Origin of the sequence: Methylobacterium sp. WL69, assembly GCF_008039485.1 — a bacterium.
Classification (GTDB): Bacteria; Pseudomonadota; Alphaproteobacteria; order Rhizobiales; family Beijerinckiaceae; genus Methylobacterium.
The window spans coordinates 17,412-36,271 of sequence record NZ_VRUZ01000008.1; the positions used below are offsets into that span (position 1 = coordinate 17,412).

Sequence of the window (18,860 nt, forward strand, 5' to 3'; positions counted from 1 at the left end):
CGAAGAACGGCAGGTAGGCTCCCCCGGACAGGCAACAATGCGACCGGCGCGCCCCTTATGCCAGGACGTGACTTTCCGCACGGAGAGCGCCAGCCTATTCTGACGTTGGTTTCCGAAGTTCAGTGCGAGGGTAGGCCCGATGAGACGATTCGCGGCGATCCTCGCCCTCATGCCCGCCGCCGCCCAGGCTCAACCGGTGCCTTCCCCCATCAGGATCGGCCTGTCGGCGCCCCTGACCGGGCCGGACGCCGCCTTCGGCCTCGGCATGCGCGGGGCGGCCGAGCAGGCCGTAGCCGACATCAACCGGGCGGGCGGCGTCAACGGACAGCGCCTCGCCCTGGTGGTGGCCGACGATGCCGGCGATCCGAAGCAGGGGCTGGCGGTGGCGCGCCGCTTCGCCGCCGAGCGGGTCGGCCTCGTGGTCGGCCCCCTCAACGCGGCCGTGGCCGGGGCGGCGATGCCGGCCTATGCGGAGTCCGGCATCGTCGCGGTGACGCCGGGGGTGACCTGGGCACCCCTGACGGCGCGCGGGTTCGGGACCGTGTTTCGCACCTGCGCCAACGAAGCCGGACAGAGCGCCCTGGCCGGCACGTATCTCACCGAGCGTTTCGCCAACCGCCGCATCGGCCTCGTCCACGACAAGACCACCTTCGGCCGCGGCCTCGTCGATGGCGTCGCCCGCGTCCTCAAGGCTGCGGGCCAGACGGAGGCCGCCTTCGAGGCCCTGGCGCGGGGCGACAGGGACTTGTCCGGCCTCGCCGCCCGCCTGAAGCGCGCGCGGGTGGAGGTGGTGTATTTCGGTGGCCTCGCGGCGGAGGCGGGCCTGCTCCTGCGGGCCCTGCGCGAGGCGGGGCTCGACGCCCCCCTCGTCGGCAGCGACGGCCTGCTCGACAAGGAGTTCTCGCAGGTGTCCGCCGCCGACGGCACGGTGATGACCCTGGCCCCCGCCCCCCGCCTGCCCGAGGCGAAGCTGGCGCCGGCCAAGCCGCACTCCCCGGAAACCGAGGCCTTCGCGGCCCAGAGCTACGCCGCCGTGGAGGTGCTGCGCGCCGGCATCCTGGGCGCGCAATCGACCGAGGGCCGGGCGGTGGCGGCCTTCCTCCACGGCGGCACGCCCGTGAAGACCATGCTCGGCGCCCTCGCCTACGATGCGCGCGGCGACCTCACGCCGGACCCGCGCCGGCCGGCCTACACCCTTCAGGTCTGGCGCCGGACCCCGGACGGCCGCATCGATTACGCGGGCAACACCGTCGATCCATGAGATTTGGGGGGCCGCCGAAACGAGCCCCCGAAGTACGCTTCACCCCGAAGGAAGTGCGCTTTACCCCGAAGCGAGCCCCCATCGGGAACTAGGTTCCGGGGAGGCGGCGGCCGAGGGCCTGTCGATGAAAATCGACGGTGGGCGGGAAAAGCTTGCTTCGCGCCGATCCGAACATTATGTCGGGGCAACGCTCGCCGGTGTTGCGCATCCGATGGGATCGGACCCGCCGCCCGCCGCGTTTTGCCGAACGGCTTCGTTTTATGTTCCGGGTCGCCCCGTTCAGGCTGTCCCGCTTGGAGAGTGTGGATGGCGAAAGAAGAGTTGATGCAGTTCGACGGTCTCGTGATCGAGATCCTGCCGGACGCACGCTACCGCGTGCAGCTCGACCAGGGGCACGAGATCGTGGCCTACACGGCCGGCAAGATGAAGAAGAACCGCATCAAGACTCTGGCCGGCGACCGCGTCACCGTCGAGATGTCGCCCTACGACCTCGAGAAGGGCCGCCTCGTGTTCCGCCACAAGGACGAGCGCTCCGCCGGTCCGCGTCCGCCGATCCGCGGTCAGTTCCGCCGCCGCTGAAGGCTTCGGCGCAACGCGCCATTCAGGTTTGCGACGATCGATACACGGCAATGCCCGCTCACGCGGGCATTGCCGTTTCTATTCGACCTACTTCCCGAACCGTTCGAACTTCGGGAAACTCCGGGTCATCAGGGCGCCGGCATCGGAGCGGTGGCCCAACCATTTCTCCAGAATGCCAGCATTGGCCAGCCGCACCTCGCCACCGGTCTCGCGCCAGGGCAGGCCCTCGGCGAGGGTGAAAACGCAGGCATCCGTCAGGGTGGTCTGGCGGCAGCGCTGCAGGCGCACGCCCTTGCCGCGCACGAGTTCGGGCATCTCCGCGATGGGGAAGACGAGGAGCAGGCGGTCGGCGCTGCAGACGGCGACGTGGTCGCCGACCGCCGGCACCAGCAGGGTCGCGGTGGCCGGGTCGTCGAGGCCCATGATGCCCTTGCCCTTGCGGGTGTTGGCCACCAGGGCATCGGCCGGCGCCAGGAAGCCGCGCCCGTCGGAGGCCGCGACCAGGAGCTTGGTGCCGGGCTGATACGGCAGGGCCGCGACGATCTCGGTGCCGTCGTCGAAATCCACCATGAGGCGGATCGGATCACCGAAGCCGCGCCCGCCGGGGAGCTTGGCCGCCTCCAGGGTGAACACCTTACCGTTGGACGCGAGCACGAGGATCTTGGCCGTTGTCTCGCTCGGGAAGGCGATCTTGAGGTTGTCGTCGCCCTTGAAGGCGACGCCCGAGAGGTCCGCGACATGCCCCTTGAGGGCCCGAATCCAGCCCTTGGCCGAGACGATGACGGTGATCGGCTCACGCTCGACCATGGCCGAGGTGAAATCGATGCCGGCGGTGTCGGGCGGGTTCTCGAGGGTGGTGCGCCGGGCGCCGATCTTGGTCTCGGGTCCGAAGGTCTTCTTCACCGCGCGGATCTGCTTGGTGATGTCGGCCCATTGCAGCTTGTCGGAGCCGAGCAGTTCCTCGATTCCGAGCTTCTCCTTGGTAAGGGTATCGAGCTCGCGCTTGAGCTCCATCTCCTCGAGCTTGCGCAGGGAGCGCAGGCGGGTGTCCAGGATGGCGTTGGCCTGGACTTCAGTCAGTTCGAACCGCTTCATCAGGGCGGGCTTCGGCTCGTCCTCCTCGCGGATGATGCGGATGACCTCGTCGAGGTCGAGGTAGACGATGAGCAGGCCGCCGAGGATTTCGAGGCGCCGGTCGATCTGGCCCAGGCGGTGGCGGGCGCGGCGCTGGAGCACGACCCGGCGGTGGTCGAGCCACTCGCGCAGGGCTTCGGCGAGGCCGATGACCCGGGGGACGAGGCCGCCGACCAGGACGTTCATGTTCAGCGAGATACGGGCTTCGAGCTCGGTGAGCCGGAACAGCGATTCCATCAGGATGACGGGATCGACGTTGCGGGCGCGCGGCTCCAGGACGATGCGCACGTCCTCGGCGGACTCGTCACGCACGTCGGCGAGCAGGGGGAGCTTGCGCTCCTGCAGCAACTCGGCGAGTTTTTCGATGAGGCGCGCCTTCTGCACGCCGTAGGGAATCTCCGTGACGACGATGGTCCAGGTGCCGCGGCCGAGATCCTCCTTGGCCCAGCGGGCGCGCACCCGGAAGCCGCCGCGCCCGGTGCGGTAGGCCTCGGTGATGGAGTCGGCGCTGTCGATGAGGATGCCGCCGGTGGGAAAATCCGGCCCCTTCACGAAGGTGAGGAGCTGGGCCGAGGTCGCGTCGGGATGGGTGATGAGGTAGAGCGCCGCGTCGCAGAGTTCGGCGGCGTTGTGCGGCGGGATCGAGGTCGCCATGCCGACCGCGATGCCCTGGGAGCCGTTGGCGAGCAGGTTCGGGAAGGCGGCCGGGAGCACCACCGGCTCCTCTTCCTGCCCGTCGTAGTTCGGGCGGAAATCGACGGAATCGTCGTCGAGGCCTTCCATGAGGAGGCGCGCGACCTCCGTCATCCGGGCCTCGGTGTAGCGCTGGGCAGCGGCGTTATCGCCGTCGATGTTTCCGAAATTGCCCTGGCCGTCGACGAGCGGATAGCGCTGGGCGAAGTCCTGGGCCATGCGCACGAGGGCGTCGTAGGCCGCCGTGTCGCCGTGCGGATGGTACTTGCCGATGACGTCGCCGACGATGCGGGCGCATTTCTTGAACGCCGAGGTCGGATCGAGCTTCAGCAGCCGCATGGCGAACAGGATGCGCCGGTGGACGGGCTTCAGGCCGTCGCGGGCATCGGGCAGGGCCCGGTGCATGATCGTCGAGAGGGCATAGGCGAGGTAGCGGTCCTCCAACGCGGATTTCAGCTCGACGCTCTCGATGCCGTCGGAGCCCGACGGCGGCTCGAAGGGCTGGCCCATCACGATCTCCGGGGGCGCCGACGCCCCAAATCAGAACGAATCAAGAACATGGTCTAGGCGCTTCCCGTGCCCAAGGCAACGAAGCGCGCCCGCGCGTCCGGGGGCGGCAACGCACGCGGTCCCCACAGGTGCAGATCGAGGAAGTAACCCGTCAAGGTAAACCCCGCGGTAACGTCGCGGCCCTCGGGGGTCATCGGCAGCGACCCCGCGTCTCGCTCGCGCAGAAAATCGGGCAGCGCCAGGAGCTTGTCCCGATACGGCTCGCCGGCGGAGGCGCTCACCGCCCGGCCGGAACGGGGCGAGACGTAGATCAGGGCGTCGTTGCCGCCCGTCGCCGCGCAGGCCGACAGATCGAGGCCGAATCCGAGTTCGGCGAGGATCGCGAGTTCGAACCGCACCATGAGGGGCGGGGCGATGTCGGGATCGTGCAGGTGGTCGATGAGGATGCGGGCGGCTTCGTAGAGTTCGGGATGGGGATCGCGCTCGGGCAGCAATCGGAGGAGACCGGCGAGGTGGGCGATGCCGTGAAGCGCGAGCCCCGAGCCCATGAGACGCGCGGCCACCGATTCGATGGGCTCGACGGCGTAGGCGCCGAGGCTGTCGTCGAGGCGTGCCCGCCATGTCGCCTGCACCCGGTTGCCGGGCTGGAGCACGGGCTGCATCCGGCGCGAGCGCCCGCCATGGACGAGGCCGAGATGGCGCCCGTGGGCGGCGGTCATGAGTTCGAGCACCACGCTCGTCTCACCCTGTCGGCGCAGGCCGAGCACGAGGCCGTCGTCGGTCCATTGCATGCCTTTCCATAGGCCGATGCCGGCGGGAAGGAAAAGCGCGACGGCAGCAAAGATTGCACCAATGATCCATTTCCCGCAGGGCGAGAATAAGCTTAAGCTTGTGGGTGAAGCGGAGGCGCACGGAGATGGCGATGGGTGGTCCGGCTCGGCTCCTGCTCCTGGGTCTGGCATGCGCGCTCTCGGCGTGCACGCCCCGCGGACCGGCCCCCTCCCCGAACGCGACGCTCCGCACCCGCGTCGCCGCCCTCGCCCTGGCCCAGGTGGATTTCGGTTCGGTGTCGGTGATCCCGGTGCGGTTCGAGCACAGCCGCATCGCCGGGCCGTTCGAGGATGGCGGGCGCACCCTCTATTGCGTCTCGACCCGGATGAAGGGCCGGACCTTCGGCAAGGGCGAGCGGGCGAAGGCGGTGATCCGCGATACGGGCGGCGTGCTCAGCGTGCTCCCGGACGACGAAGAACTCTGCAGCGGCCACCGCACGGAACCATTCCCGGAGTTGGAGACCCTCGGCAATCCGGCCTGACGCCCCCTTGCCCGGGCCGAGCGGCGATGAAACCATGCCCGCATGCCCAGACACCCTTCAACCGAACGTCCCCTGAGCCTAAGCCTCGACCTCATCGCCCGCGCCCATCCCGATCCCGTCCGCGACGACCCGACGGCGCTGGCCCTCCTCACCGACGACGAACTCGGCCCCGGCCTCGCCCGGGCGCTCACCCGGCGTCCGCGTACCGAGAACGGCCTGTGGGTGTTCGGCTACGGCTCCCTGATCTGGCAGCCGGAATTCGCCTTCAGCGAGCGGCGCACGGGGACGGTGCGGGGCTACCACCGCCGGTTCTGCCTGCTGCAGCGGCGGTTTCGCGGCAGCACGGACCGGCCCGGCCTCGTCCTCGCGCTCGATCGCGGCGGCCTGTGCCGGGGCGTCGCGTTCCGGCTGCCGGGCGACGATCCGCACGTGACCCTGCTGCCGGTCTGGCGCCGGGAGATGCGCGGCAACGGCTACGAATCCCGCTGGGTGGTGGTCGAGACCGCCGACGGCCCGGTGACGGCCCTCACCTTCGTCGTCAACCGCGCCAGCGACCGCTACACCGGCCGCCTCACGGAACCCGAGATCGCCGACCGCATCGCCACGGGCGCCGGGCATCTGGGGCCCAGCGCCGAATACCTGTTCCGGACCGCCGAGGCCTGCGCGCGCGAGGGGATTTTGGACCTCCACCTGTGGAACCTGCAGGCGCTGGTGGCCGAGCGGCTGGAGGCGCGGGCCGCCTCCTGATGCTCGGAGAAAGCATCCGGGTTCGAAGGGCTCGCCCTTCGTAGGTCCAGGGCAAAGCCCTGGAAGAAACGTCGGGCTCTGCCCGACACCCGCCGAGGGGATGATCCCCTCGGAACCCCGGATCAGTTCACCTCCACCTGCACCACCCCCGGCACGGCCCGCAGGGCCCCGGCGATCTGCGGCGTCGCCTGGTACTTGCCCGGCAGCTTGACCTCGACCTCGCGGTCGCCGTTGTCGAGGAGGAGGATGAGGGAAACCTCGCCCTCGCCGCGCACCTGCAGGCGCTGCTGCACGGAGGCGATGGGGCGCTCGTCGCGGAGATAGACGCGCATGCCCTTCTGGTGGCGGGCCACCGCCGCGTCGAGGGGTTCGGCGGTCATGATGCGGGCGCGGACATCCTCGCCTTCGAGGTTGGCCTGGAGTTGGAGGACGAGGGGCCGGCCGGGCTCCAGGATCTCGCGGTAATGACCGAGGCCTTCCGAGAAGATGATCGCCTCGAAGTGACCGGTCTGGTCCGACAGGATGACGATGCCGAGCTTGTTGCCGGTCTTGGTGCGCCGCTCCGAACGGTCGAGGACGGAGGCGGCCACGCGCCCGACGCTGGTGGTGCCGGCCCGCACGGCCCGGCAGAACTCGGCCCAGGTCTGGACCCGGAGTTTTTCCAAAAGGCCCGAATACTCGTCCAGCGGATGGCCCGAGAGGAAGAAGCCGATGGCGTCGTATTCGCGCTTGAGTTTTTCCGCCATGGGCCAGCCCTCGTAAGGGGGCACCCGCAGGGTGACGTCGGTCGAGGTGACGCCGCCGAACATGTCGGCGATGCCGGTGCTCTCGGCCTCGGCCGCCCCTTGCGCGAGCTTCATCATCGGCTCGATGGCCGCGCATGCCCGCGCCCGGTCGGGCTCGAGCCCGTCCATGGCGCCGGCGGCGACGAGGTTCTCCAGGGTCCGCTTGTTGATGAGGCGGGGGTTGATGCGCCGGGCCAGGCACGCGAGTTCCCGGAACGGCGTGTCACCCCGCGCCTGGACGATCGCCTCCACGGCGCCGCGCCCGACGCCCTTGATGGCCGACAGGGCGTAGATGATCCGCCCGTCCGTCACCTCGAAGTTGACGCCCGAGGTGTTGATGGACGGCGGCTCGACGACGATCTTGAGGCGCTGGGCGTCCTGGCGGAATTCGGCGAGCTTGTCGGTGACGTCGATGTCGAGCTGCATGGCGGCGGCCAGGAACTCGACGGGGTGGTTCGCCTTCAGGTAGGCGGTCTGGTAGGTCAGCAGGGCGTAGGCGGCGGCGTGTGACTTGTTGAAGCCGTAATCGGCGAACTTGGCGAGCAGATCGAAGATCTCGTCGGCCTTGGCCTTGGTGAGCTCGCGCTCCATGCAGCCCTTCACGAAGCGGTCGCGCTGGGCGTCCATCTCGGCCTTAATCTTCTTGCCCATGGCGCGGCGGAGCATGTCGGCCTCGCCGAGCGAGTAGCCGGCGAGGACTTTCGCCACCTCCATCACCTGTTCCTGGTAGACGATGATGCCGAAGGTCTCGCGCAGGATCGGCTCCAGCTTGGCGTGCGGATACCAGCTCGCCTCGTTGCCGGCGTCGCGCCCGAGCTTGCGCTCGCAATAGACCGGGATGTTGGCCATGGGGCCGGGGCGGTAGAGCGCCACGAGGGCGATGATGTCCTCGAACCGGTCGGCCTGCATCTCGACGAGCGCCTTGCGCATGCCGGCGGATTCCACCTGGAACACGCCGACCGTCTCGCCGCGCTTCATCGGCAGGTAGGTCGCCTCGTTGTCCAAGGGCAGCGAGGCGAGATCGACGATGATCCCGCGCTTGGCCAGCAGATCGGTGCAGTACCGCAGCAGCGTGAGCGTCTTTAAACCCAAAAAATCGAACTTCACGAGGCCGGCGGCCTCGACCCACTTCATGTTGAACTGGGTCACCCGCATGCCGGTCTTCGGGTCGCGGTAGAGGGGGACCAGCTGTTCGAGGGGCCGGTCGCCGATGACCACGCCGGCGGCGTGGGTCGAGGCATGGCGGTGCAGGCCCTCGAGCTTCTTGGCGATCTCCATGAGGCGGGCGACGATGGGCTCCTCCTCCATGGCCGCCTGAAGCTTCGGCTCGCCCTCGATGGCCTGGGTCAGGGTCACGGGGTTGGCCGGGTTCTGCGGCACCAGCTTCGTGAGCTTGTCCACCTGCCCGTAGGGCATCTCCAGCACGCGGCCGACGTCGCGCAGGACGCCGCGCGCCTGCAGGGTGCCGAAGGTGATGATCTGCGCGACCTGCTCGTGGCCGTAGCGCTCCTGCACGTACTGGATCACCCGCTCGCGGCCATCGACGCAGAAGTCGATGTCGAAATCCGGCATCGAGACGCGCTCGGGGTTGAGGAAGCGCTCGAACAGCAGGCCGAACCGCAGGGGGTCGAGGTCGGTGATGAGGAGCGACCACGCCACCAGGGAGCCTGCACCCGAGCCGCGGCCCGGGCCGACGGGGATATCGTGGTCCTTGGCCCACTTGATGAAGTCCGACACGATGAGGAAGTAGCCGGGAAACTTCATGCCGACGATGACGTCGAGCTCGAAGGCGAGGCGGTCGCGGTAGACCTGTTCGGTCATGCCGGGCGCCGTGCCGTGCTGGGCGAGACGCAGGTCGAGGCCGGCGATGGCCTGGGCCCGCAGTTCCTCCGGCTCGGACCGGACCACCTCGACGGCGGCCTCACCGGCGGACTCGTTGGCGACGGCCTCCGCGGCCACCCGTGCGAAATTGGGCAGGATGGGTTTGCGCGTGCGCACGCGGTAGGCGCAGCGCATGGCGATCTCGACGGTGGCGTTGAGCGCGTCCGGCAAGTCCGAAAACAGTTCGGCCATCTGCGCGCGGGTGGTGAAGCCGTGGCGCGGGGTGAGCTTGCGGCGGCGCTCATCGGAGACGAGGCGCCCGTCGGCGATGGCGAGCAAGGCGTCGTGGGCGTCGTAGTCGCCGGTCTTAGCAAAGAACGGCTCGTTGGTGGCGACGATGGACAGGCCGTTGGCATCGGCGAGCCGGAGCAGCTCGCGCTCGATCATGCGCTCGTCGGACAGGCCGTGGCGGAGAATCTCGACGTAGAGATTGTCCTCGCCGAAGGCCGCCTTGAGCTGGGCGAGGCGCGCGGCGGCGAGTTCGGCCCGGCCCTGGCGCAGGACGGAATCGAGGGGTCCGGTGGTGCCGCCCGTCAGGGCGATGAGGCCGCCGGCGCATTCCGCCAATCCCGCCGCGCTCACCCGGGGAGCATCGCCCAGGGCACCGTCGAAATAGGCACGGCTCGCGAGGCGCAGGAGGTTGGCGTAGCCGGCCTCGTCCTGGGCCAGGACCACGACGTTGGCGCATCCCCCCTGCGCCTGGGGGTTGCGCGCCATGGGGTCGGGCGCCTCGAAGGCGACGGTCACCTGGAGGCCGGCGATGGGCTGGAGGCCCGCGCCCGAGGCCTTCTCGGAGAATTCCAGCGCCCCGAACAGGTTGTTGGTGTCGGTGAGCGCCAGGGCCGGCTGCCGGTCGGCGGCGGCCGCCTTGACGATGTCCCCGACCTTCAGCGCGCCTTCGAGGAGCGAGAACGACGAGTGGACATGGAGGTGGACGAAGCCGGGATCTTTGAGGATGCGCGCCATGCTTCCATCAGCCCGAGTCGCGGTGAACGATCCATCAAGAACGATCGGGGCGCATGGTTTGGCTGTGGAAGGCTGCCCTCCGTGATGCGTCGGCAACGCTATCGCAACGGCGCCAAGGCTACGGCCCAGGCGGCGACCGAAACCGCCAGGAGCCCGAAGGCCATGAACTCGACCGCGCCGGTGAGGATCATCCGCTTGAACATGGGAAGCGCCTTTCGTTGAGGCCCTCAGTTTTGTTCTTGTTTTGTTCCTTGTAAAGCGGAAAATCGATCGGGTGCGCCGCAGAGTCAACAAAACGTGAAGCGATCGCGAGCGGCATGAATTCGCGCGTGCTGTGAGCGACACCTCCATCGGCACGGCAAGGATTCCTTTCGAAGCTGCCGGTCGCAACGGAGAGAATCCGCGTTTTCCCCGGCCCGTAGAACGGTCGAGCTCCATGAGCTACCGCCCATTGTTGCCTGCGAGAACGCTGCGTCGATGCCGATCGCGTCACCACGGGATGACGGAGACGATCGCTCTACCTATTTCAGCGGCACCTTTCGGGTCCCGCATCACAGACCGATCATGCAAATCAAGCTGGTGGCCGTCGGCTCCCACGGCGACATCCTACCGTTCATCGGCCTCGGGGCCGAACTCGTGCGGCGCGGGCATGCCGCAATTCTGGCAGCGCCCGCTCCCTTCGCGGAGCTGGCGGCCCGCGTGAACCTGCCGTTCCATGCCCTGGGGACGCGGGCCGATTACGATCGGACCGTCAGCGTGCCCGACCTGTGGCACCCGCGACGGGGGGCCTTCGTCCTGTTCGACCAGCTCGGCCCGACGACGGAACAGACCTACGACTGGCTGGCGCGCACGAACCGCCCGGGCGAGACCCTGGTGGTCGCCTCAACCCTCGGCCTCGGCGCGCGCGTGGCGCAGGACAAGCTCGGACTGCCCGTCGTCACCGTCCACGTCATGCCCCTGCTGGTGGAGAGCCGGCACGCCGCACCGGTTCTGCCGGGCATCCCCCTCGCCCATCTCCTGCCGTCACGCCTTCGGCACTGGCTCGGCCGGGGTGCCGACCGCTACGTGATCGGCCCGGCCGCCCTGCCACAACTCAATGCCCTGCGCCGGCGCCTCGATCTCGCACCCGTGCGCCGCCTGCGGCACTGGTGGAACAGCCCGACGCGGATTCTACTGATGTTTCCCGACTGGTTCACCGCTCCGCAGGCGGATTGGCCGGCGCAGGCCGCGCAGGTCGGCTTTCCCCTCGTCGATCGCCTCGGCGATACGGAAAGGCTCAGCGGGGAGCTGACGGCCTTCCTCGAATCCGGTCCGGCGCCCCTGGTGTTCACCTACGGCTCGGCGATGCGCCAGGGACAACCCTTCTTCCGGACGGCCTGCGCCCTGTGCCGGTCCACGGGCCGGCGTGGGGTGCTGCTGGCCCCCGAGGCGGGTCAGGTGCCTGCGGATCTGCCCGAGGGCGTGATCCATGTCCCCTACGCGCCCTTGAGCGCGCTGCTGCCGCGCGCCGCCGCCCTGATCCACCACGGCGGCATCGGCACCGTGGCCCAGGCCCTGGCCGCGGGCGTGCCGCAGCTCGTGGTCCCGGTGGCGTTCGACCATTTCGACGAGGGCCTGCGCCTCCAGCGCCTCGGCGTCGGCGCCGTGCTCGGCCGGCGCCGGTTCACCGCCGCGCGGGCCGCCCAGATCCTGACCCGTCTCCTGGCCTCGGACACCGTGGCGCGGGCCTGCGCGGAAGCGCGGGTCAGGATGACGCGGGAAAACGGGGTGGCGGCCGCCTGCGACGAGATCGAGCGCCTGATGGGGGTTTGAGGCGGTCGGATCAGTCGAGCTGCTCGATCAACCCGTCCCGGATGGTCACCCGCCGGTCCATGCGGGCCGCGAGCTCCATGTTGTGCGTCGCCACCAGGGCCGCGAGCCCCGAGGCGCGCACGAGCGAGACCAGGATGCCGAAGACGTGGGCGGCCGTGTGCGGGTCGAGGTTGCCCGTGGGCTCGTCGGCCAGGAGCAGGCGCGGGCCGTTGGCGACGGCCCGCGCGATGGCCACGCGCTGCTGCTCGCCGCCCGACAGCTCGGCCGGGCGGTGGACGAGGCGCTCCCTGAGGCCGAGGAAGCTCAGGAGCTCGGTGGCCCGGGCCTTGGCCTCCCTGTTGGACAGGCCCCGGATGAGCTGGGGCATCACCACGTTCTCCAGGGCCGAGAACTCGGGCAGGAGGTGGTGGAACTGGTAGACGAAGCCCATCTCCTCGCGGCGGATGCGGGTGCGCTCGGAATCCGCCATGGCGGCGGTGGGCCGCCCGCCGATGAAGACTTCGCCGGCATCGGGCCGTTCCAGTAGGCCGGCGATGTGCAGCAGGGTCGATTTGCCGGCGCCCGAGGGGGCGACCAGGGCGACGAGCTCGCCGGGCCAGATGGCGAAATCGGCGCCGCGCAGGATGTCGAGCGCCCCGGCCCCCTGGGTGTAGCGCCGCTCCACCTTGGCGAAGAACAGGGCCGGGACCGGCTGCGCGCCGGGCGCCTCGGCTGTCGTGGTCATGGGACTCCTAGGGCTTTCGCTCAGCCGTAGCGCAGCGCTTGCACCGGATCGAGCCGGGCGGCGCGCCACGAGGGATACAGGGTCGCGATGAGCGACAGGGCGATGGAGGTGACGACCACCACGGTGATCTCGCTCGAATTCATCTCGGCCGGAATCTCGGCTAGGAACCGCACGGTGGGGTCCCAGGCCGAGGGAAACAGCACGCGCTGGATCGGCTTGATGTTGAGGGTGATGAGGATGCCGAGGCCGAGGCCGCTGAGGGTCCCGACGATGCCGATCAGCGCCCCGTTGATGAGGAACACCCGCATCACCGTGCCGGGCGTGGCACCCATGGTGCGCAGGATGGCGATGTCGCTCGACTTGTCGCGCACGAGCAGGATCAGCCCCGAGACGATGTTGAGGGTCGCCACCACCACGATGAGGCTGAGGATGAGGAACATCACGTTCCGCTCCACCTCCAGGGCGCCGAAGAAGGTGCGGTTGCGCTGGCGCCAGTCGGTGAGCAGCACCGGGCGCTCGGCCGCCATCTCGAGGTCGGGCCGCATGGCCGCCACGCCGTCGGCATTGTCGAGGTAGACCTCGATGAGGCTGACGTCGGCGTCGCGGTTGAAGAAGGCCTGGGATTCGGCCAGCGGCATGAACACGAAGGTGGCGTCGAACTCGGTCATGCCGATCTCGAACACCGCCTTGACCGTGTAGGACTTCGTGCGCGGTGCCGTACCGAACGGCGTGGTGGCGCCCTTCGGCGTGGAGAGGGTGATGTTGTCGCCGGCCTGGAGGCCCAGCGCTTCCGCCAGGCGCCGGCCGATGGCGACGCCGGTCCCGTCCTCGAAGCCTTCCAGGGTGCCGCCGCGAATGTTCTTGGCAATGCTGCCGATCTTGTCGAGGTCGCCGGCCCGGATGCCGCGCACGAGCACGCCGCTGCCGCCATAGGGCGAGGAGGCGAAGGCCTGGCCCTCGACCAGGGGAATCGCGGCCCGGACCCCGGCGACCTTCGCGAGACGGTCGGACAGGTCCTCGAAATCGGTGAACAGGCGATCGATGGGCGTGACGAAGACGTGGCCGTTGATGCCGACGATCTTCGACAGCAGCTCCGTGCGAAACCCGTTCATCACGGACAGGACGATGATGAGGGTGGCGACGCCCAGCGCGATGCCGAGGACGGAGAAGAACGCCACCACCGAAACGCCGCCGCCGCGCCGTCGTGCGCGCAGGTAGCGCCCGGCCAGAATCCACTCGAAGCCGGCGAAAGGCGGCGTGCCGCCGCCCTTGAACAGGCCCCGCACGCCCTTCAGCCGATCCATCACCGCCGCCGCCATGGCGGGCTCAGGTCCGCTTCAGGCGGGCGAGGAGGTCGATGGGCGCGATGGTCTCGCGCTCGCCACCGGCCCGGCGCTTGATCTCGACCTTGCCCTCGGCCAACCCGCGCGGGCCGACGATGACCTGCCAGGGCAGGCCGATGAGGTCGGCGGTGGCGAACTTGGCACCCGGGCGCTCGTCGCGGTCGTCGTACAGCACCGTGAGTCCGGCCGCCTCCAGGGTGCCCTGGATCTCGGTGCAGGCGGCGTCGGTCCCCGCATCCCCGGTCTTGAGGTTGATGAGCGCCACGTCGAAGGGCGCGACGGAATCCGGCCAGATGATCCCGGCCTCGTCGTGCGAAGCCTCGATGATCGCCGCCACGAGCCGGCTCGGGCCGATGCCGTAGGAGCCCATATGGACTGGCCGATCGACGCCGTCCGGACCGGTCACCCTGGCACCCATGGGCTCGGAATACTTGGTGCCGAAATAGAAGATGTGCCCGACTTCGATGCCGCGTGCGGCCATCTGGTTGTCCTGCGGCACCTCGGCGAAGGCCGCCGGCTCGTGCATCTCGGAGGTCGCGGCGTAGTGCGAGGTCCAGCGATCGACGGTGCCCTGAAGGCCGGCGACATCCTCGAAATCGGTGGTGACCGGCGGGGTCTCGAAATCGAGATACTGCCGGTCGCAGTACACCTCGCTCTCGCCGGTCTGCGCCAGGATGATGAATTCGTGGCTGAGATCGCCGCCGATGGGGCCGGTATCGGCGCGCATGGGGATGGCCTTCAGGCCGAGGCCCGCGAAGGTGCGCAGATAGGCCACGAACATGCGGTTGTAGGCGTGGCGCGCCGCCGCCTGGTCGATGTCGAACGAGTAGGCGTCCTTCATCAGAAACTCGCGCGAGCGCATGGTGCCGAAGCGCGGCCGCACCTCGTCGCGGAACTTCCACGAGATCTGGTAGAGGTTCTTCGGCAGGTCCTTGTAGGATTTGACGCTACCGCGAAAAATCTCGGTGACGACCTCTTCGGCGGTGGGGCCGAACAGCATCTCGCGGTCGTGCCGGTCCGAGATGCGGAGCATCTCCTTGCCGTAGGCCTCGTAGCGTCCGGATTCCTTCCAGAGTTCGGCCGACTGGATCGACGGCATCAGGATCTCGATGGCCCCGGCCCGGTCCTGCTCCTCACGGATCACCGCGCAGACGCGGTTCAGCACCCGCAGGCCGAGCGGCAGCCACGCATAGATGCCGGCGGCCTCCTGGCGGACAAGGCCGGCGCGCAGCATCAGGCGGTGGGAGACGATCTCGGCCTCCTTGGGCGTCTCGCGCAAGGTGGGGAGGAAGTAGCGGGAGAGACGCATGGAAGGCCCTGGACCAGCGTGCCAAACCGTCGGGCGCGCCGGGGCACACAACACATTGCACCGGGAAAATACAAGCGCAGCCGGGCGACACCGCGAGCCCGCGTGGCTCACCCGGGCGGGGGTCTGCGTACGGACGGTAACAGATCCGTGCGTTTCCGGTAGAAAAGCACCGGATTCGATCTCCCACGAGGTGACAATGGGAACTTCCGTTCCTATAAGCGCCCGGTGCTGGTCGCAATGCCCGCCAGAGGCAGCGACAGGCCCGAGTCTTGGGAGGAACAATCAGCCGCCACGCCGTCAAGATGCGTGAGATAATAAGGCTGCGCCATAGACCGTCTTCACAAAAGCAAGGCTCAGGCCTTGCTTTTTTTATGTCGGCGAGCGCCGCGCAGCGCGAGACTCCGGGTTACAGGCCGCTGAGCTCGAAGGCCGGAATCGCGACGAGGAACACCACGCCGGAGAGCAGCGTGGTCCAGAGCGCCTTCTCCCGCAGGCGCGGCGAGGCCGGAGCGCCGGGGTCCTGGCCCGGCACGACACGGGCCGGATCGGTCTCGGCCTGATTGCGGATGGGCAGCATCACGAACAGCAGCGTCCACCACACCACGAAGTAGAGGGCGATGGCCCCGAACACCGTGAGCCGGAACTGGCTCACCGCCACCACGACCACGAAGGCGACGACCACCAGCATGACGGCCAGCGTCCGAAGGGTCGAGGCGGCGACGGCGTTGAAAGCAGCGCCCATGCGGATCAGACCTGCTCCAGCTCGACCAGGGTGCCGAGGAAATCCTTCGGATGAAGGAACAGCACCGGCTTGCCGTGGGCGCCGATCTTCGGCTCGCCGGTGCCCAGCACGCGGGCTCCCTGAGCCTTGAGCTTGTCGCGGGCGGCCAGGATATCGTCGACCTCGTAACAGACGTGGTGCACGCCGCCGTTGGGGTTGCGCTCGACGAAGCTCTCGATGGGCGAGCCCTCGCCGAGCGGCGCCATGAGCTCGACCTTGCTGTTGGGCAGGTTCACGAACACCACCGTGACGCCATGCTCGGGCTGCGGCAGCGGCTCGGTGACGGTGGCGCCCAGGGTGTCGCGATAGATGGCGCAGGCGGCGTCGAGATCGCGCACGGCGATGGCGACGTGGTTGAGGCGTCCGATCATGCTGTTTTGCTCCCTCCGTGATGACCCGCTGTGCGAAATATCCCTCTCCCCTCTGCGGGAGAGGGCGGCCCGCGTCAGCGGGTCGGGTGAGGGGAGCGACAGTTCCGGAGAGGTCGCCCCCTCTCCGGCCTGCTCCGCAGGCACCCTCCCCCGCAGAGGGGGGAGGGAAAAGAAGTCTCAGACTTCCACCACCTGCACGTGGCAGGCCGGCTTCTTGCCCCAGGTCTCGTTGACGCCCGAACGGATCGCCCGGTCGACGGCCTTCTCGACGGCCTCCGCATCCCGGCGCTTGACCTTGGACAGGCCGGAGAGGGTCCGGGACACGCACTCGATCACCACGTCCAGCATCGGCTGGCCGTTCCGGCCGCGATTGGGCAGGCCGATGATGTCGATGGCCGGTTCGCCCAGGACCTCGCCCTGCTCGTCGATGGCGATGGCAACGGAGACGAGACCGGCCTGCGCGAGCTTCCGACGCTCGGGAATCGCCCGGTCCTTGGCGTCGATGAGGATGTTGCCGTCCTTGAACAGGCGGCCGGCCTTGACGTGATCGACGATCTCCGGCGTGCCGGGGGCGAGGCGCACGACGCTGCCGTTGCGGGCCTTGACGATGTTCGGCACGCCCTGGGCCCGGGCGAAGCGCGCGTGCTCGTCGAGGTGCAGGGCCTCGCCGTGGACGGGGATCGCCGTCTGCGGACGGGTCCAGGCGTACATCTCGGCCATCTCGTCGCGCCGGGGATGGCCCGAGACGTGAACGAGCTTGGTGCGGTCGGTGACCACTTCGATGCCGGCGTTGATGAGGTCGTTGATGATCGCCCCGACAGCCCGCTCGTTGCCCGGAATGGCGCGGGACGAGAAGATCACCCGGTCGCCGGCGGCCAGGGTCACGTCGGGATGATCGTCGCGCGAGACGCGGGCCAGCGCCGCCCGCTCCTCGCCCTGCGAGCCGGTGAGCAGGCATACCACCTTGTCGCGGGGCAGGTAGCCGTAGGCATCGGCGGAACGGAACTCCGGCAGGCCATCGAGGAAGCCGCATTCGCGGGCGACGCCGATGACCCGGTCCATGGCACGACCGACGGCCACGACCTCGCGGCCGCAGGCCTGGGCGGCCTCGGCCACGGCGCGCATGCGCGCCACGTTGGAGGCGAAGGTGGTGACGGCGACGCGGTGCGGCGCCTCCGAGATCAGCTCGCGCAGGGTGGCGGCGACCTCGGCCTCGCTCGGGGAACGTCCCTCGCGAACCACGTTGGTCGAATCGCTGATCATGGCGAGGATACCCTCGTCGCCCAGCGCCCGGAACGTGGCCTCGGAGGTCACGTCGCCGAGGATCGGGGTCGGATCGAGCTTCCAGTCGCCGGTGTGGAGCAGCAGGCCGTGGGGCGTGCGGATCGCCACCGCGTTCGACTCGGGGATCGAGTGCGAGACCGGGATGTACTCGATGTCGAAGGGACCAAGCTGGACCCGGCGCCCGGCCTGGATCTCCTTGAGCACGACCTTCGGGGCACCCGGCTCGCTCAGGCGGCGGGCCTCGAGCAGGTTCTTGGCGAAGCGCGTGGCGTAGACCGGCGCCTTGAGCTTCGGCCAAAGCTCACCGATGGCGCCGATATGATCCTCGTGCGCGTGGGTGATGAAAATCCCCAGCAGATCGTCCTTGCGCTCCTCAATGAAGCTCAGATCCGGAAACATCAGGTCGATGCCGGGAAAGCCCTCTTCCCCGGCGAAGCCCATGCCACAATCGACCATGATCCACTTGCGGCGCTTGGCCGGCCCGAAGCCGTACAATGCCGCGTTCATGCCGATCTCGCCCACGCCGCCGAGCGGCACGAAGACGAGTTCGTCTTGCCCTGTCGTCATCTTCACCTAAACCTCAAGCCGCCGTCGCGGCCGTACCCAGATGCACCTCGCCCGCCGTCACGGTCCGTCGCGTTCCATCCTCCGATCGGACGACGAGCCGCCCCGCCCCGTCGATCGTCTCGAAAATTCCTTGCACGCGGGTGTCGCCGGTCTGAACGGTCACCGTCGCGCCGAGTCCGGCCGCATCGGCAATCCAGCGTTCGCGGATCCTTACGAATCCCCGGCCACGGTCCCACACTCGCGCGGCGTCGACGATCCCGTCCGTCAGACGGACGAACAGATCCTCGGCGCGCGTGGCGTGCCGCAACTGCCTGAGGCACGTAGCCGGATAAGGCAAGCCCTCCGGTGCCGCAGCGACGTTGACGCCGAAGCCCATGACCACGCAGCGGCGCCCGCCGGCAAGGGTCTCGGCCTCCAGAAGCAGGCCGGCGAGCTTGGCGCCCGAGGCCAGGATGTCGTTGGGCCACTTCAGGGTGACACCGCCGACTCCCGCGCCGTGAAGGGCGGCCATCAGCCCGACACCGGCGACGAAGCCGAGGGTCGGCACCAGGGCCGGGTCGACGTCCTGCACCGGCCAGAGCAGGCTGGCGGTGAGGTTGCCGGGCAGGGAGGCCCAGCCGTTGCCGCGCCGGCCACGCCCGGAGGTCTGGCGATGGGCCACCACCCAGAGGGGTCCGGCCTCGCCATCGCGCGCCCGCTCCAGGGCCTCCGTGTTGGTGGAGCCGAGGCTGTCGTGGACGTGCAGCCGGTGTCCGTCCGCCCGCGCCAGGGCTCCGAGGCGGTAGCCGCTCAAGGCGCGGA

15 protein-coding genes are annotated in these 18,860 nt (G+C 69.1%); 5 read left to right on the forward strand and 10 right to left on the reverse strand.

Annotation, left to right across the window (positions count from 1 at the left end; genetic code table 11):
• Nucleotides 1–139: 139 nt before the first annotated feature.
• The gene (locus FV218_RS04245) at nucleotides 140–1,261 is read left to right on the forward strand and encodes a branched-chain amino acid ABC transporter substrate-binding protein (RefSeq protein ID WP_147708827.1); all 1,122 of its coding nucleotides are present in this window, start codon (nucleotides 140–142) and stop codon (nucleotides 1,259–1,261) included.
• A gap of 306 nt (nucleotides 1,262–1,567) precedes the next feature.
• Nucleotides 1,568–1,840 (forward strand): translation initiation factor IF-1, encoded by a 273-nt coding sequence (gene infA / locus FV218_RS04250; protein ID WP_055879197.1) that lies wholly within the window; start codon nucleotides 1,568–1,570, stop codon nucleotides 1,838–1,840.
• 87 nt (nucleotides 1,841–1,927) lie between these two features.
• Here the strand turns inward: infA and parC are convergent, their stop codons facing one another.
• On the reverse strand, nucleotides 1,928–4,177 hold the full coding sequence (gene parC, locus FV218_RS04255) for a DNA topoisomerase IV subunit A (protein WP_147708828.1): 2,250 nt from the start codon (nucleotides 4,175–4,177) through the stop codon (nucleotides 1,928–1,930).
• A 53-nt stretch (nucleotides 4,178–4,230) separates the two neighbouring features.
• Nucleotides 4,231–4,968 (reverse strand): DNA repair protein RecO, encoded by a 738-nt coding sequence (recO, locus tag FV218_RS04260; RefSeq protein WP_147708829.1) that lies wholly within the window; start codon nucleotides 4,966–4,968, stop codon nucleotides 4,231–4,233.
• 131 nt (nucleotides 4,969–5,099) lie between these two features.
• On the opposite strand from recO, the gene FV218_RS04265 reads away from it, so the two are divergent.
• The gene (locus FV218_RS04265; RefSeq protein WP_246684981.1) at nucleotides 5,100–5,489 is read left to right on the forward strand and encodes a hypothetical protein; all 390 of its coding nucleotides are present in this window, start codon (nucleotides 5,100–5,102) and stop codon (nucleotides 5,487–5,489) included.
• 42 nt (nucleotides 5,490–5,531) lie between these two features.
• On the forward strand, nucleotides 5,532–6,236 hold the full coding sequence (locus FV218_RS04270; RefSeq protein ID WP_056089055.1) for a gamma-glutamylcyclotransferase: 705 nt from the start codon (nucleotides 5,532–5,534) through the stop codon (nucleotides 6,234–6,236).
• Nucleotides 6,237–6,358: 122 nt separating this feature from the next.
• Here the strand turns inward: FV218_RS04270 and dnaE are convergent, their stop codons facing one another.
• Nucleotides 6,359–9,868 (reverse strand): DNA polymerase III subunit alpha, encoded by a 3,510-nt coding sequence (dnaE, locus tag FV218_RS04275; RefSeq protein WP_147708831.1) that lies wholly within the window; start codon nucleotides 9,866–9,868, stop codon nucleotides 6,359–6,361.
• A 564-nt stretch (nucleotides 9,869–10,432) separates the two neighbouring features.
• Here dnaE and FV218_RS04280 point away from each other — a divergent pair.
• Nucleotides 10,433–11,680 (forward strand): glycosyltransferase, encoded by a 1,248-nt coding sequence (locus FV218_RS04280; protein WP_147708832.1) that lies wholly within the window; start codon nucleotides 10,433–10,435, stop codon nucleotides 11,678–11,680.
• Nucleotides 11,681–11,690: 10 nt separating this feature from the next.
• On the opposite strand, the gene FV218_RS04285 is transcribed toward FV218_RS04280, so the two are convergent.
• The 7 genes from FV218_RS04285 to FV218_RS04315 form a co-directional block, all read right to left on the reverse strand.
• Nucleotides 11,691–12,404, reverse strand: coding sequence for an ABC transporter ATP-binding protein (locus tag FV218_RS04285; protein WP_147708833.1), 714 nt, complete (start codon nucleotides 12,402–12,404; stop codon nucleotides 11,691–11,693).
• 20 nt (nucleotides 12,405–12,424) lie between these two features.
• Nucleotides 12,425–13,723 (reverse strand): lipoprotein-releasing ABC transporter permease subunit, encoded by a 1,299-nt coding sequence (locus tag FV218_RS04290; RefSeq protein WP_056089066.1) that lies wholly within the window; start codon nucleotides 13,721–13,723, stop codon nucleotides 12,425–12,427.
• 7 nt (nucleotides 13,724–13,730) lie between these two features.
• Entirely contained in the window at nucleotides 13,731–15,056 is a 1,326-nt protein-coding gene (gene proS, locus FV218_RS04295) for a proline--tRNA ligase (protein ID WP_056089069.1), read from the reverse strand.
• A 406-nt stretch (nucleotides 15,057–15,462) separates the two neighbouring features.
• On the reverse strand, nucleotides 15,463–15,798 hold the full coding sequence (locus FV218_RS04300) for a DUF1467 family protein (protein WP_147708834.1): 336 nt from the start codon (nucleotides 15,796–15,798) through the stop codon (nucleotides 15,463–15,465).
• Between the two features lie 5 nt (nucleotides 15,799–15,803).
• Nucleotides 15,804–16,208: a methylmalonyl-CoA epimerase gene (mce, locus tag FV218_RS04305; protein ID WP_056089075.1), complete on the reverse strand. Its 405-nt coding sequence runs from the start codon at nucleotides 16,206–16,208 to the stop codon at nucleotides 15,804–15,806.
• 177 nt (nucleotides 16,209–16,385) lie between these two features.
• On the reverse strand, nucleotides 16,386–18,059 hold the full coding sequence (locus FV218_RS04310; protein ID WP_147708835.1) for a ribonuclease J: 1,674 nt from the start codon (nucleotides 18,057–18,059) through the stop codon (nucleotides 16,386–16,388).
• Nucleotides 18,060–18,072: 13 nt separating this feature from the next.
• Entirely contained in the window at nucleotides 18,073–18,852 is a 780-nt protein-coding gene (locus FV218_RS04315; RefSeq protein WP_056089078.1) for a biotin--[acetyl-CoA-carboxylase] ligase, read from the reverse strand.
• Nucleotides 18,853–18,860: the final 8 nt, after the last annotated feature.

Excerpts from the sequence above, each read along its gene's own strand:
- FV218_RS04245 (WP_147708827.1), top strand. The coding sequence starts at position 140 with ATGAGACGATTCGCGGCGATCCTCGCCCTCATGCCCGCCGCCGCCCAG.
- infA (WP_055879197.1), top strand. The coding sequence starts at position 1,568 with ATGGCGAAAGAAGAGTTGATGCAGTTCGACGGTCTCGTGATCGAGATC.
- parC (WP_147708828.1), bottom strand. The coding sequence starts at position 4,177 with ATGGGCCAGCCCTTCGAGCCGCCGTCGGGCTCCGACGGCATCGAGAGC.
- recO (WP_147708829.1), bottom strand. The coding sequence starts at position 4,968 with ATGCAATGGACCGACGACGGCCTCGTGCTCGGCCTGCGCCGACAGGGT.
- FV218_RS04265 (WP_246684981.1), top strand. The coding sequence starts at position 5,100 with ATGGGTGGTCCGGCTCGGCTCCTGCTCCTGGGTCTGGCATGCGCGCTC.
- FV218_RS04270 (WP_056089055.1), top strand. The coding sequence starts at position 5,532 with ATGCCCAGACACCCTTCAACCGAACGTCCCCTGAGCCTAAGCCTCGAC.
- dnaE (WP_147708831.1), bottom strand. The coding sequence starts at position 9,868 with ATGGCGCGCATCCTCAAAGATCCCGGCTTCGTCCACCTCCATGTCCAC.
- FV218_RS04280 (WP_147708832.1), top strand. The coding sequence starts at position 10,433 with ATGCAAATCAAGCTGGTGGCCGTCGGCTCCCACGGCGACATCCTACCG.
- FV218_RS04285 (WP_147708833.1), bottom strand. The coding sequence starts at position 12,404 with ATGACCACGACAGCCGAGGCGCCCGGCGCGCAGCCGGTCCCGGCCCTG.
- FV218_RS04290 (WP_056089066.1), bottom strand. The coding sequence starts at position 13,723 with ATGGCGGCGGCGGTGATGGATCGGCTGAAGGGCGTGCGGGGCCTGTTC.
- proS (WP_056089069.1), bottom strand. The coding sequence starts at position 15,056 with ATGCGTCTCTCCCGCTACTTCCTCCCCACCTTGCGCGAGACGCCCAAG.
- FV218_RS04300 (WP_147708834.1), bottom strand. The coding sequence starts at position 15,798 with ATGGGCGCTGCTTTCAACGCCGTCGCCGCCTCGACCCTTCGGACGCTG.
- mce (WP_056089075.1), bottom strand. The coding sequence starts at position 16,208 with ATGATCGGACGCCTCAACCACGTCGCCATCGCCGTGCGCGATCTCGAC.
- FV218_RS04310 (WP_147708835.1), bottom strand. The coding sequence starts at position 18,059 with ATGACGACAGGGCAAGACGAACTCGTCTTCGTGCCGCTCGGCGGCGTG.